Here is a 14,122-nt window from a genome sequence, read left to right as displayed (position 1 = left end):
CCCGCCACTCGCGGCGGCGGAACCAGCGCCCGGCGCTTTGCAAGGAGGGCGTTCCCCACTCGAACAGCGCGTCGCCGCCGAAACCCATGAACAACAGCGGCGCGAATGCTACGGTCCGCTTGTTGACATCGTGCCAGCCCGGGGCGTCCGCAGGGCCTGGTTCCGACGGCACGGCGGGTGCCCCCCCGTTAGCAAACTGCGCCCCAACCTCCGGCCCCAGCCCCTCGATCGCGATACCGAGGTGATCCGCGACCAGCCGTGCCAGCACGAACTCCTGATCGTCGTAAAGCGTTTCATTGTGCATGGTATAGGCACGGAGCGCGAACTGCGGCTTATCCCGTGCGGCCAGCGTGGTGATGGTCGCGGCAATGCTGGTCGAATCCATTCCGCCGCTCAGCTGGATCCCGGCAGCATCGATATCGCGCACCCGGTCGGCAACCGCCGCGTCGAATAGCGTACGGAACCCGTCGGCCAGCGCAAGATGATCGCGCTCGCTGGACACTGGCGGCAGGGCGGCGGGCAGCCAATAGCGCCGATCGTGACGCATGCCATCGCGCAGCAGCACAGCGTGACCGGGCGCGATGCGTCGGATCGACCGGTACGGCGTCATGGCCGGATCGAGGAAATAGCCGAACAATGCACAGTCCTGGAGCGCCGTGTCGTCGAGGCTTTGATCCAATCCGTCGAGCTGCAGCGCGGCGTCCAGCGTGTTGGTCAGCACAGTGCCGTTCGCGGATTCCGCCACGAACAGCTGTGCCACGCCGAACGGATCGCGCGCCGCGAACAGCTGCTGTCGCGCTTCGTCCCAGACTACGAAGCTGAAATCCCCGATCAGATAATCGAGCAACCGCTCCTGCCACAGGTCATAGGCATGCGCGATGAGCGTGGTGTCAGGAAGCTGCGGATCGATCACGCGCCCGGCCATTGCCAGCCCATTAAGAAAGGCAACCCGATCATCGATCCGGATATCGCCGATGCAGCGGATCGCCGCGCGCGGACCATGACCGCTGGTCAGATCGGCATGCGCGCGATGGTCGCCGGTCTGGCACAAGGTGACGCGGTCGAGCGTGACGCTCTGGCGCCAGTTGGGACCGCGCGCATGCAGGATGTCGAGCATCGCGACGCCCTGTTCAGACGCCTGGTCATCGCGATGGCGCATCACAAGAGCGGCGAAACCGGACATGGTGTCGATCCTCGATCAGGAAGGCGCGCGGTGCAGCCCGCATGGCGGGCCAGCCGGCATCTGCGTTACCGCAGCCGCAATGGCATCCGCTGCTACCGCCGCGCCCGCCGCATTGAAATGCCCATCATGCGCCCAGTAATGGTCCCGGCGGAGCGCGGGCAGCAGATCGACCGGCGCGATACCGGCCCGCTTCAGTTCCGCGATATAGGCATTGGTGGCCGGACCATGGGCACGGCGCCGCACCTCGTCCAGCGTTGGTATGATGAACTGCTGAAAGGTCATCCCCTTGCCCTTTGCATGGCGCGCCATGCGATCGGTGAACGCGACTGCGCGCTGCACCGCCGCCGGTGGGGCATTCTCGCCATATAGCCCATTTGCAGCGTTGCGAGGCTCCGCCAGCCCGATCGTCCGGGCGGTCGCCGCGACCAATTGACGCAGGCGAGGCAATGACAGCGTGCGCAACGGCGGAACCCACCAGCGCGCATGTCGCGCATCGGCCTTGCGCGCTTCTTCAACCTGCCTGGCGATGGTGCGGCGGACGGTGCTCAACGGTTCCGGTTGTCCGTTGGGCAAGGTGCGTCTGAAGACGCGAAACCCGTCCACCACCGTTTGTGACAATGGTGGATCGAGATCGTTGGGGTAAAAGAGATAGACGACATGGCATGCCGTCACCGGACTGCGGTGAAGCGCCATCAGCAGATCGGGGAAGTTATAACCGCTGACCCCCAGATTATAGACGTCGAGGTCACGCCGCCGATGCTCAACCTGCCGGTCGATGCGGTCGCGCTGATCGACGAGTTCCCCATATGCGAACGAATCGCCGACCAGCAGCACGCGTGTGCGCTGGCTCTGCCGGGGCGGGTCGTCGCGCTGACCAAGCGCGTTCACTTTCACGGTCCACTGCGCATAGCCATCATCGAAGCGCGCGGAATAGCCGGGGTTGAGCACGATGCCGAGCGTCTGATCGGGCTTGTAGAGGTTGCGCTGGAACTCCGGGCGCAGGCGCGGAAAGCTGGTCGCCCACAGGAACGTCTCGCTCATCAGCAACGCCGCGTAGGTGGCACCGACGACCATCAACAAGGATCGCGCGCGGTGCAGTCCGCGCACCGCCCGGGCGGCATGGTCGCTAACGTCTGCCGCCTCCTCCACGCGCCGCTACCGACAGCTCAACCGACTTGCACTAGCTGATGCTCGACGAGTTGCTCGACGAGCGCCAGGATGTCGGCCCGACAGCTGGCTTCGTCAACATCATAACGCGCTACCACATCGGTGACGAGATCGCCCACCGACTTTGGCGCGTCGAGCTGGCGCCAGATGTCGCTCCCCACCGCATTGAGACCGAAATACAGGCCGGTGCTGATCGTCATCAGCACCGTCTGCCCATCCATTTCCGAGGAGATCTGATCGGGGTGCCGACGAATGATCGTGTCGAGCGTAACGGTCACGTCGTGGCCTCCAAGGCAGCAAGCCGCATTTTTACGGCGCTGCTAGCGCCAAAATCAATAGCGCCAGCGCGTGGCTGCGCGCTGGCGCAGTGGATTGCTTGGGGATGCAGGCTCGCTGGATCGACCAGCCCGTCTGCGCCCGGCTAGGCCCCGGCGACATAGTCCGATCGAATAACCTCCACATCCGACAGGAACAGCACGCCCGGACGCTCGGCGAACAGCGTACGCATCGCGGCGGCGGCGTCCTGAATCCGCTGACGGTCGCCGACCGCGACGAACATGACCAGCCCGGTTTCGTCATTGAAGATCGTCCGCCCCTGATGAAAGCCGCCATGGCCCATCCCGGCCACGTCGCGGATCATCGACCATCCGGCGATCCCCGCCGCGCGCAGATTGCGCTCGACCAGGCCATGGTCGGCGGCATGGACGATCACTTCGATCTTGCGCATCGGGTGCAGGGGCAATGCATCGGGTTCGGTCATTGATCATTCTCCAGTTTCGGGGCGGGACAGCCAGGCGTCCCGGCCAGTCAGTTCGGTGTTCGGGCGCCAGCGGCGCGGTTCGGACGTTGCGGGATCGATCGCGACCAGCTGGACCCAGCCATTGCCGAACAGCCGCTGCAGCACCGGATGCCCGGCGATCACCGCGTCGATCCGGTCGAGCGGCGCTTCGACGATGGTCAGCAGCCGCTGCGGGATATGCGCGGGCAGGCCGTCGTCATGGAACAGCGACTGGCGCGGCAGGCCGATGGCGAGGTCGCCACCATTGCCGCGCATCACCCCGATCCGCGCGACCGGGTTGTGGATCGCCTTGTCCCCGGCACCGTAACGGTCGTTATCGATGGTTGAGAACAGATACTGGCAGTTGATCCATTGCGCGACGACCATCGGCGCGGTCAGGATCGTCGCGAGCGCCTCACCCGTAGGATCGCAGCGCCAGTCGTAATCGTGCAGAAAGGCCCGCCCGTCGAGATCGACTGCACGCGTGCGATCGCGCGGCGCAACGATGAAGGCGGCGTTGCCGGTCAGACCCCATTCGGGCCGCACCTCGCCCCAATGCGCGGCACCGCGCACCAGATCGTCCGCCGTCCGGTCGAGCTTGCGCGCACGTGCCGCCCGCGCATTGGCCCCTGCCTGCTCCAGGTCGCGCATCAGCCGCGCGACCCGATCGCGATGCTGCGCCGGCACATTGGCGGTGCCGAACAGCGTCACCTCATCCGTTGTCGTATTATGCTCACCGGCGAGCGCGACGCCATCGGGCGGCATTTCGAGCGCCGCGCGCACTCTGGGATCGTTGAGGATCGCCGCCAGCGCGCGCGCATTGGGCGCGCCGCCATGCCCGGCACACGCCCCGCAGTCGAGCGACGCGGCAAAGGGATTGTTGACCGCCTCACCTCGATGCCCGACCAGCACGATCACCGGCGTTTGCGGGTCCAGTCCGGTCAGCGCGAACAGCGCGCGGGCATAACCGATCCGTTCGTTCAGCGTGAGGCCGCCGCAGCCGCCATGCGCATCGATCGCGGGGGCGAATGGCGTATCGCTGCCGCGCCATGCCTCCTGCCAGCGTCGCATCGCGCCGGGGAACAGGGTTTGTGCGAGCATGGCGAACCCGGCGAGCGGGCCGGTCACTTCGGCGGTGGCATAGGCAGTGGCGCTACCGCCCTTGAGCCAACCGAACATCGCGCTGCCCCAGCGCGCGCGCCGCTGTGCCTGCACGGCGCGCTCCGCCGCTGCCTCTTCCCCCGGGGCGGGGCGCATGACCAGGTCATGCTGCGGACCGACCAGTACCGGCAGCTGGCGCTGGCGATGCATCCCGTCGGCATGGATCGCGATCGGCAGCCCGAAAAAGCCGGCATAGCCCGCCGTGTCCCACGGCCCGACGGCCTCGATCGCCCGACGCATCGGTTCGGAGCGGACATCGATACAGAAGACCAGCGTCGCCTCCGCCGGACGGCGCACCGGCTGGGGCCCCGTGCGGCGCAGGTCGCGGACCAGCGTATCGCGATACTCCGCCTCCGCCGCCTGCTGAAAGATCAGCGCCAGATCGGTGACGCTCATGGCCACGACCTGTTCGGCAACTCCGCCCAGCGCCGGGTCGGGCAGGCCGAAATGCTGCGCCAGCGCCACGCGCGTGCCGGCCGGGTCGGCCGCCCGCTCCACCATTCGCGGCGGATCGACAAGATGGTCGGCGAGCATCAGCAGCGCGATCAGGTCGGCCATGGTCGCCGGCGCATCGGCGACGCGGTCCGGGTCGGCATGGTCGATGCGCCAGCGGATATGGCCCGCCCAGCCGGGCAAGCGGGCGACGGTGCAGCCGAGATATTCGTCCAGCGCCGCATCGCCGACGCCGCGCCGGTCGAGCATCGCGGCAATCGCGGCGAGCGGCTTGTCGGGCAGGTCATGGGGCATGCGCGACGGTGCAAACCCCGGCATGTGGGCCAGCACGTCGCGCGTTGCGGCAAACAAGCCCCCGTCGCGCCGTGGCAGCACGAGACCCGCCGGGCCGGGATCGAAGCACGTCGCGCACAGATCGGCGACCGCGACCGCCCCCGGATCCGCCGATGCGAGCACCTCCTCAGCCTCGGGGAGATCGAACAGTCGCGCCATCAGGCAGTCGAGCCGCGACACATTCGGGCCGAGCAGACGAAAGGCCTCGTTGATGCCGCCGAGCGCCGCAATCGCGCCATCGCGGACCGCCGCCCGCCCGGGCCGACCCGTCGCGCTCAGCCGCCGCCACAGCGCCAGCGGCAGGCCGGTCCGCGCACCGAACCGGGTCGATGCGACGCGGATCGCTTCGTCAAAGGGAAGGTCCTCGAACCCCGTCAGCGGGTTGACCGCGATCGCGCCGTCGAGCGGCCAGAGCGGCGCAACGCTCAGGCTGGCGAGATCGATCGCGACGCGCAGCCGCGCCTGATCGATCCGGCGCGGGGCGAGGTCCGCATGGGTACGGGTCATGACGTTCATGGTCGGCCTTTCGATCAGGCGTTGAGGAGGCGCGCATAGAGCGCGGCGGGGATCGGCATGCGCCGGTCGAGGATCAGCGTCTGGACCAGCCAGGCGGTCATGAAGACCGCAACGATCGCGACCGGCAGCAGCGGTCCGCCCAGCGCGGGCCCGTCCGGGTCAGCCAGAACCTGCGCGAACAGCTGCAGCCCGGCGGCGTAGGTCGCCGCAAGCACGGCTGCGATCAGCGACAGAACTGCATGGCGGCGAAGATGGATCAGCGTGGCCAGCGCCATCGCCGCAGCCAGGATCAGCGGCACCGCGCTAGGCATCGCACCGGCCAGCTGGCCCAGCACCGACGTGGCAGCGATTGCCAGCGCACCGATCGCGGCCACAGCGGCCGGGGCGAGCCGCATCGGCACCGCCTGTTCTGAAATCCCGATCGCCGATCCCGAGCGCAGGAACAACCACGCCTTGAACAACCCGTGTGCGACGATGTGCCACAGCGCGGCGGCATAGGCGCCCAGGCCGCAGGTCATCAGCATGAACCCCATTTGCGCGCTGGTCGATCCGGCCAGCGCGCGCTTCACATCGGGGCGCACCAGCATCATCGCGCTGCCGATCAGCGCGGCGACGATGCCCATGCCGATCACCAGTGCACGCGCCGCCGGCGCTGCCTCCAGCACCGGGGCGAAGCGGATCAGCAACAGGCCGCCGGCATTGACGAAGCCGGCATGCATCAGCGCCGACGCCGGGGTCGGTGCCGTCATCGACCGCGCCAGCCAGCGATGGAAGGGAAACAGGGCGCAGCGCACCGCAGCGGCCAGCACCAGCAGCAGCGCCGCGAGCGTCGCCGGCGTGTCTGTGATCGTACCGAGCGCGCTGGTCGAAAGGCTGCCGGTCTCGGCGGCAAGGATGGCAAAGGCTCCCACCAGTGCGACATCGCCGACGATGAACGTCGCGATCATCCGCCGCCGTGCCGCCCGCGCCTCCGTCCAGGTCGCGACATGCCCCACCAGCGCCGCCATCAGCCAGCCGGACGCGATCCAGCCCAACGCGATCAGCCACAATGCATCCGCGACCACGAACAGCATCACGGCAGCCACCAGCAACAATGCGGCAACTGCAAACCGCTTGGGATCGGCATCGGCGCGCAGGTAGCGGCGTGCGAAGGACAGCACGATTGCGCCGACAAATCCGGTTAGCAGCATGGCGATCAGCGCGAGTGGGTCCGCCTGTGTCCAGCCCGTGGCAGCGGCCAGGGTCAGCGCGACGGCGGCCCCAAACAAGGCCCAGGCGAGACGCGCAGCCATGGCGATCGCCCGAACCTGCGGCATGCACGCGCACAGCATCGCGGCGAGCAGCGCTAGCGGGACGACGGAAAGTGTAGCGTTCATTCGGCGGGCTCCTTTGCGGGGGCCCTCTGGCGAATGGCGATCAATGAGTAAAACGAGTAATTGACATATTATCCATGAGCTTTTCAAATGACACGCATGCCAAACCGTTCGCTTGACCTTGATTTGCTGCGCAGTTTTGTCGCGGTGGCCGATACCGGCAGCTTTACCCGCGCCGCGCCACTCGTCGGGCGGACCCAGTCGGCCGTCAGCCTGCAGATCAGGCGGCTGGAGGATCAGCTGGGCCGCCCCGTGTTCGTGCGCGGCGCGCGGCGCGTGGCACTGACCGTGGAGGGGGAACGACTGCTTGCGCATGCCCGCCACATGCTGCGGCTCAACGACGCCGCGATGGCCGAACTGACCGAGCCGGATGTCGCAGGGCTGGTGCGGCTGGGTGTTCCGGAAGACTTTGCCACCGCGCACCTGCCCGATGTGCTCGCGGCCTTCACGCAAGCGCATCCGCGCGTGGAACTCGAAGTAACCTGCGACCTGACGCTCAACCTTCAGCGCGGTTTCAGCGCGGGTGCGTTCGACCTGGTGCTGCTGAAGCGCGACCCCGGCGTCGCGATCGACGGCATCCGCGTGTGGCGCGAGCCGCTGGTGTGGGTGGCACGCGACGCGGGATCGATCCCGGAGGATGGCCCCTTGCCGTTGATCGTTTCTCCCCAGCCCTGTGTCTATCGCAAGCGCGCGGTGACCGCGCTCGATCGGGCGCGGAGGGCGTGGCGCTGCGCCTATACCTCGACCAGCCTGACCGGGACGCAGGCGGCGGTGCGCGCGGGCCTGGGCATCGCGGTGCTACCGCGCGAAATGTGCCCGCCCACCCTGACGCCGCTCGGTCGCGACAGCGGATTACCGCCACTCGACGACACCGAAATCGCGCTGATCGAAGCACCCGGCGCAACGCTCACCGCCCACCGCTTCGCCCAGCACATCGCCTCGGCACTGGAACGCTGAAGCGGTGCTCAGGTCGCGGGGTCTTTTCGGGACTGCAGCATGCAGCGCGCTGGCAACTGGCGGAGCGGGAGGAATCTAAGAGGCAAACCTAATTATCTGTTTCAACGGGATATTTTGAATCCGCAGTTACCGCTTCCCCACATTTTACCTCACACGTGAGATGGGATGTGGCGCGACACAGCTAATGGCAGCTTTGCGCCCCATATCAGTCAACCGGCCAGCCGTGGTCTTGTCCCGCAAGCAGCCATCGAGCACTCCCGGATAGGCCCCCCAGGGAATTTCGCCAAGCGCGTGCCAGCGCCCAACCGCATTCACTGCCGTCCGGTACCGATGAGATCAGAAGACAATCGGTGGGGCAAGCCTATCGGTGACGAGGCGTCGGCATCTGCACCGGCATCGCCAATCAAGCACACCAACGTTGACGTCGAGATGGGCCGCCGCCGACAACCGGCGGCGGCGCGCGGCAATCGAGGAACCTGGCGGCTTGTTCGTCGCTATAGCACATGCGCACAAGGACTTCGTGGGGGGAGGGGCGATGGTTAAAAGTCCGTGGTGGCAGAGCGCGGTCATCTACCAGATCTACCCGCGCTCCTTCCAGGACAGCGACGGGGACGGGATCGGCGATCTCGCGGGGATCGAGCACCGGCTCGACTATGTTGTCGCGCTCGGCATCGATGCGATCTGGCTGTCGCCGGTCTTTCCCTCGCCGATGAAGGATTTCGGCTATGACGTGGCGGATTATTGCGCGATCGAGCCGATGTTCGGCGACCTTGCGGCGTTCGATCGGCTGTTGACGGCGGTTCATGACAGGGGGTTGCGCCTCATCCTCGACTTCGTGCCGAACCACAGTTCCGACCAGCATCCCTGGTTTGTCGAAAGCCGCGCGTCGCGCAATAATCCCAAACGCGACTGGTATATCTGGCGTGATGCGAAACCCGACGGTTCGCCGCCCAACAACTGGATCAGCGACTTCGGCGGATCGGCATGGGAGTGGGACGCGGCGACCGGCCAATATTATTTGCACGCCTTCCTGAAGGAGCAGCCGGACCTCAACTGGCGCAACCCCGAGCTCAAACGGGCGATGTTCGATGTGATGCGCTTCTGGCTGGACCGTGGGGTCGACGGGTTCCGCATCGACGTGCTGTGGCACATTGTGAAGGCGGCGGACCTGCCCGACAATCCACCAAACCCAGACTGGACACCCGACCGAACCGAGCGCGACCGCGTCCTACAGCGCCACTCGACCGACCAGCCCGAGGCGCATGCCATCTCGGCGGAAATGCGCGAGATCGCCGATGACTATGGCGAGCGGCTGCTGATCGGCGAAATCTTCCTGCCCAATGCCCGGCATGCGCGCTGGTACGGCACATCGGAGCGGCCGCAGGTGCAGCTGCCTTTCAACTTCCAGCTGATCGAAACGGGCTGGGAAGCGGGGCAGCTGCGCACGCTGATTGCGGACTATGAGGCGTCTCTGCCCCCGCATGGCTGGCCCAATTGGGTGATCGGCAGCCACGACGCGCCGCGCATCGCCGGGCGGATCGGCGAAGCACAGGCGCGCGTCGCGGCAATGCTGCTGCTCACGCTGCGCGGCACGCCGACGCTGTATCAGGGCGACGAGCTCGGCATCGGGCGGGTCGATATCCCCGTCGATCGGGTCCGAGATCCGCAACATCTGCGCCAGCCGCAGCTCGACATCGGACGGGACCGATCGCGCACGCCCTTCCCGTGGGACGACAGCCCCAATGCGGGCTTCAGCACCGGCGAACCATGGCTGCCGCTCAACGCCGACTGGCGAACGCGCAACGTCGCGGCGCAGCAGCGCCAACCCGGGTCGATGCTCAGCCTCTATCGCGACCTGCTGGCGCTACGCCGGGCCCATGCGGCGCTTTCGGTCGGGGAAATCGCGCTGCTCGATACGGGCGGGGACCTGCTGGCCTATGAGCGTGTGCGCGGGAGCGAACGCCTGTTGATCGCACTCAACCTTGGCGGCGTACCGGTGCCGTTGCCCCGACCGAGCGACCGACGCCCGATGCGGTGCCTGCTGTCGACGCTCGGACCGCGCGCGATGGACGGCACGCTTCGGCCCGATGAAGGCGCGATCTTCGAATTGCAGGACGACAATTGATGCGCATCGCGATGCTGGCCCCGATCGCCTGGCGCACGCCGCCGCGCCACTACGGGCCGTGGGAGCTGGTCACCAGCCTGTTGACCGAGGCGCTGGTGGCGCGCGGAATCGACGTCACCCTGTTCGCCACGCGCGACAGCGTCACCGCTGCGACTCTCGATGGCGTGGTGCCGGCGTCGTACAACGAAGATCCGTCGATCGACGCGAAGGTGTGGGAATTCCGGCACTTAGCGCATGTCTTCGAGCGCGCCGACGCGTTCGACATCATCCACAATCAGGCGGATTTCCCGGCGCATGCCTTTGCCAACCTGACTCGCACGCCGATCGTCACCACGATTCACGGGTTCTCGTCGGATCGCATCCTGCCGATGTACGCGCCCTATCAAGATCGTGTGCATTATGTCGCGATCAGCGACGCCGACCGCCACCCCGACCTGCGCTATGCCGCGACGATCCATCACGGCATTCCGATGGACGCGTTTCCGCTGAATCCGGGGGGCGGCGCAGACCTGCTGTTCTTCGGGCGAATCCATCCGGACAAGGGCGCGGTCGAGGCGATCGCCGCGGCGCGCGCGTGCGGCATCCCGCTGCACATGTACGGCATCGTCCAGGATGAAGGCTATCACCGCGACATGGTGATGCCGCAGGTCGATGGCGCGGCGGTCCACTATCACGGCGCAGTCGGCGGGGCGCGGCGCGTGGCGGCGCTTGGCAATGCGCGCGCGCTGCTGCACCTGATCAACTTCGACGAACCCTTCGGGCTTTCGGTGATCGAGGCGATGGCGTGTGGCACGCCGGTGATCGCGATGTGCCGCGGATCCATGCCCGAATTGATTGAGGACGGCGTGACTGGCTTCATCGTCGATTCGGTCGACGATGCGGTCGCCGCGATCGCCCGCGTTGGCGATCTTGATCGCGCGACGGTGCGCGAACGCGTCCGGGGGCGTTTCTCCGTCGAGCGTATGGCTGATGAGTATATCCGGCTGTACCGGCGCATATTGGGACTGTCATGATCACCGTCGACCGCGATCCACCGACGCAGTGCTGTCAGTGCCTCGATGAGGAATTTTGCAACGGGTGCAATGAACCGCATAACATATTCTTGTAGGACGCCGTCCGAACGATCACGACCACCAAATCCCCGACGGCCAGCGAAGCAGTTCACGTCTGAACTGGGCTAATGTCCCCTTCCCTCGATCGAGCGTTGACAGCTGCCTGTCAGCTACCGGCCGAGGAGCTGCCGAGCCGTGTTGGCGGAACCGGCCAGTCGGGAATGCGCCCTCAATCCGCGATTCATCGATATGCAGCGACGCACAGAAAGCGGACATGGAGGCGTAAGAGATAAACGGTGGCGCGCCGGTTCGCTTCACTGCGGCACACTTCCCTGATCGAAATCGAAGCCCGGCTCATTGCGGCGGCGGTTGCTCTGGCCGAGCGTGTAGGTCACACCGAACAGTAAAATCCGGCCTGCGCCGCGCTGTTCGAACCGGTCGCGCAATGTCGGTGTCTCGATGAACGTCAGTTGCTTGGCTGAATCGAGCACATTCTGGGCCGTCAGCATCAGACTGAACCGGTCGTTTAGTTTGCGACGATAGCCAAGGTTGAGAACGCCGTCCGACCGGCGATAGCCCTGCGCCAACAGCTGGTCGCCCGACAAGAAGCCGCTGACTTGCACATAATCCTTCTGGGTCGGCTGCCAGGTCAGGTTCGCGCGCAACGTACCGCTGGTACCCGATCGTGGTGCCGCCAAACCGCCGATCCGCGCGTCGATCTCGTTCCACATAAATGTGGCGGACGCGTTGTAGCTGAGCGTCTTGGACAGCTTGCCATTGGCGATGAGTTCGACGCCCGCGCGCTCGCCGGTGGCCAGATTGGCGCGCGTCGTCAGGAACACGCCTCCCAGATCGGTGACGATATCGGTCACGCCGCCGCGCGAAGTGCGGTAGAAGGCGGTGACCGAATAAAATGCTCCGCCCTTGCGCAGATGCCAGCCCAGCTCGAACGAATCGGTCACTTCGGGCAGCAGATCCGGGTTGCCACGGCGCAGGTTCAGCGGGTCGATATAGAGGGTGTAGGGGTTCAGATCCTGACCCGAAGGGCGCTGGACCCGGCGACTGTAGCTCGCGCGCAGCTTCTGGCTTGCCGACAGTTCGTAGCCGAGATGCAACGTCGGATAGGCGCGGAAATAGTCGTTCTCGGCGCGCACCCCGTCGGTAATCTGATTGAGGTCCAGGTCGACCTGCTCGAGCCGCAGCCCCGGCTGGAGTTCCAGCTCGCCGGTGTCGATCTGAAAGGTCGCGAACAGCGCATGGACGCGCTGGCGCAGATCGAAGCGATTGGTCAGCCCGGCGACCGGCGTCAGCGTGTCGAAGCTCCCGCCGCGCGCGCCCGCAAAGTCGAAATCGGTCTCGCTGACCTCGCCCTGATAGCCGATATTGAGCGAGCGCCCTTCGCCCATCGGGCGTTTGTAATCGAGCTTGATGTTGAGGTCCGACCGGTCGCCCGCATTGCGGATGCGCTCGTACGCCGAACTGCCGCCAGCCGGGGTCGTGACCCCTTCGATCTCGCGGCGCATGCGGAACTGCTCCAGTTCGACATCTGCTGAAAGCTCATGGCCGGTTGCGATGGTCTTGCGCCACGATGCACGGCCGCCGATCGCGCGCATCCGCATGCTCATGTCCGATTCGCGATCATAGCCGCCGCCGGCGGCCGCGCCGACGACGCTGTCGTCGCGATCGCTTTCGACGCGGTTGTTGCGCCAGTTGAACTCGGCGCTCAGCCTGTTCTTCTTGTCGACGTCATAGTCCACGCCGAAACGCGCGCTCCGCGCCGACATCATGTTGTCCTGAAGGCTCTCCTGCCGACTGGTCAGCGTGTTGCTGCCATCGATCCGCACCCGGTCCTGGACGAGGCCGCTCTCGGTCGTGAAGCGCCGATAGTTGAGTTCGCCGGTCAGCGTGAGCGGCCCGCTGGAGTTCGCGACGCTCGCGCTGACGCCGCCGCGCCCTTCGCCACCGATATTGGCTCGGACGGTCACCGATCGGGTGTTGCTTCGTGTGCGCCGAGTCACGAGGTTGATGACCCCCGCCGACCCCTCCGGGCTGAACGCGGCTGAGGGGGTGCTGATGACCTCAACCCGCTCGATCTGCCCAGCAGGCATGGTCAGCAGCACATTGCCGCGCGATTCACCGCGCATCATTGCCGAGGGGCGGCCGTCGATCAGGATCGTGACGCCCTGATCGCCGCGCAGGCTGACGCGCCCTTCCACATCGACCTCGACCCCGGGGACATTGCGCAGCGCGTCGGCAACGGTCCCGGTCTGGACCTGCAGGTCCTTGCCGACATCGAAGCTCATCCGGTCGGTCGACACCGTCACCGCCTCGCGACCGCCGGTGATCGTCACCTCCTCGGGCTTGGCGGGCGCAGGCTTGGGTTCTTGCTGCTGCGTCGCCGATGGCGGGGTCTGTGCCGCTGCTGCAAACGGAACGACGGACGCAGTGGCGAGGAAGCTGGCGACAAGACGAGACACGAACATGGGATACGACCTTTCAGGTGAACAGGATGCGCGAAGGGCTATCGCGCACGCCGGGTGAGCGGCATGAGCGGGGCATGAGCCTTTCGTGAAAAGCAGAAGTCGTGGGGGCCTAGCGCTCCCAGTGGCGGCGGATCGCCAGGCCGAACAGCGCGAGCGCGACGGAGAACCAGGCGGCAGCGGCGACCGCCCAGCCACCGATCGCGGGCAGCGCCGTCCAGATCTGGACATAGCGCTTGCCGGTCCCGGGGCGCCAATAGGACAGGCTGTCCTCGCCGCCGCTCAGCAGAAAGTCGATCCCGATCGGCCCGTTGACGCTCCACTCCCACACTTGCGCGATCCCGCGCTCGAACCCGCCCGGGGGTCCAAGATTATTGGCAGCCGACAGGAGCAGGCCCGCCCCGACGCCCAGCCCGGCGATCCAACGCACCGGATAGCGAAGACCCAACACCGCGGCGCTGCCGATCAGATAGATGATCAGCGCCGCAACGAACGGGACCAGCCAGATCCAGGCGGGCGTGCGCCAGTCGTGGCGGGTCAGCGC

The 14,122-nt window shown here is 66.5% G+C and carries 11 protein-coding genes; 3 read left to right on the top strand and 8 right to left on the bottom strand.

From position 1 onward, the window contains the following. The 6 genes from AX681_RS23250 to AX681_RS23275 form a co-directional block, all read right to left on the bottom strand. The coding region (locus AX681_RS23250) for an asparagine synthase-related protein (RefSeq protein WP_231734858.1) at window positions 1-1,183 on the bottom strand (1,183 nt) is incomplete at its 3' end. Window positions 1,184-1,198: 15 nt separating this feature from the next. Beyond that, on the bottom strand, window positions 1,199-2,332 hold the full coding sequence (locus AX681_RS23255) for an alginate O-acetyltransferase AlgX-related protein (protein WP_156442714.1): 1,134 nt from the start codon (window positions 2,330-2,332) through the stop codon (window positions 1,199-1,201). A gap of 17 nt (window positions 2,333-2,349) precedes the next feature. Then, entirely contained in the window at window positions 2,350-2,628 is a 279-nt protein-coding gene (locus AX681_RS23260; protein WP_156442715.1) for a PqqD family peptide modification chaperone, read from the bottom strand. Window positions 2,629-2,771: 143 nt separating this feature from the next. Beyond that, entirely contained in the window at window positions 2,772-3,110 is a 339-nt protein-coding gene (locus AX681_RS23265) for a P-II family nitrogen regulator (RefSeq protein WP_066659725.1), read from the bottom strand. 3 nt (window positions 3,111-3,113) lie between these two features. Next, on the bottom strand, window positions 3,114-5,591 hold the full coding sequence (locus tag AX681_RS23270) for a putative inorganic carbon transporter subunit DabA (protein WP_066681826.1): 2,478 nt from the start codon (window positions 5,589-5,591) through the stop codon (window positions 3,114-3,116). Between the two features lie 14 nt (window positions 5,592-5,605). After that, entirely contained in the window at window positions 5,606-6,967 is a 1,362-nt protein-coding gene (locus AX681_RS23275) for a proton-conducting transporter transmembrane domain-containing protein (RefSeq protein WP_066660540.1), read from the bottom strand. 87 nt (window positions 6,968-7,054) lie between these two features. On the opposite strand from AX681_RS23275, the gene AX681_RS23280 reads away from it, so the two are divergent. The 3 genes from AX681_RS23280 to AX681_RS23290 all read left to right on the top strand — a co-directional run bounded on the left by AX681_RS23280 (window position 7,055) and on the right by AX681_RS23290 (window position 11,059). Continuing rightward, the gene (locus tag AX681_RS23280; RefSeq protein ID WP_231733748.1) at window positions 7,055-7,921 is read left to right on the top strand and encodes a LysR substrate-binding domain-containing protein; all 867 of its coding nucleotides are present in this window, start codon (window positions 7,055-7,057) and stop codon (window positions 7,919-7,921) included. A gap of 535 nt (window positions 7,922-8,456) precedes the next feature. After that, window positions 8,457-10,046 (top strand): alpha-amylase family glycosyl hydrolase, encoded by a 1,590-nt coding sequence (locus AX681_RS23285; RefSeq protein ID WP_066660535.1) that lies wholly within the window; start codon window positions 8,457-8,459, stop codon window positions 10,044-10,046. Further along, entirely contained in the window at window positions 10,046-11,059 is a 1,014-nt protein-coding gene (locus AX681_RS23290) for a glycosyltransferase family 4 protein (protein ID WP_066660532.1), read from the top strand. Before AX681_RS23285 ends, AX681_RS23290 begins: the two co-directional genes overlap by 1 nt. A 353-nt stretch (window positions 11,060-11,412) precedes the next feature. Here the strand turns inward: AX681_RS23290 and AX681_RS23295 are convergent, their stop codons facing one another. Both AX681_RS23295 and AX681_RS23300 read right to left on the bottom strand, forming a co-directional pair. Continuing rightward, complete coding sequence (locus tag AX681_RS23295; protein ID WP_066681829.1) at window positions 11,413-13,581, bottom strand: TonB-dependent receptor domain-containing protein; 2,169 nt, start codon at window positions 13,579-13,581, stop codon at window positions 11,413-11,415. A gap of 109 nt (window positions 13,582-13,690) precedes the next feature. Continuing rightward, on the bottom strand, window positions 13,691-14,122 hold a 432-nt coding region (locus AX681_RS23300), incomplete at its 5' end, for a hypothetical protein (RefSeq protein WP_197424226.1).

Origin of the sequence: Sphingomonas sp. CCH9-E2 (genome assembly GCF_001557215.1) — a bacterium.
In the GTDB taxonomy this organism is placed as follows: Bacteria; Pseudomonadota; Alphaproteobacteria; order Sphingomonadales; family Sphingomonadaceae; genus Sphingomonas.
The sequence above is the reverse complement of the archived record's forward strand: the minus strand, read 5'-3'. Positions and strand labels throughout refer to the sequence as shown.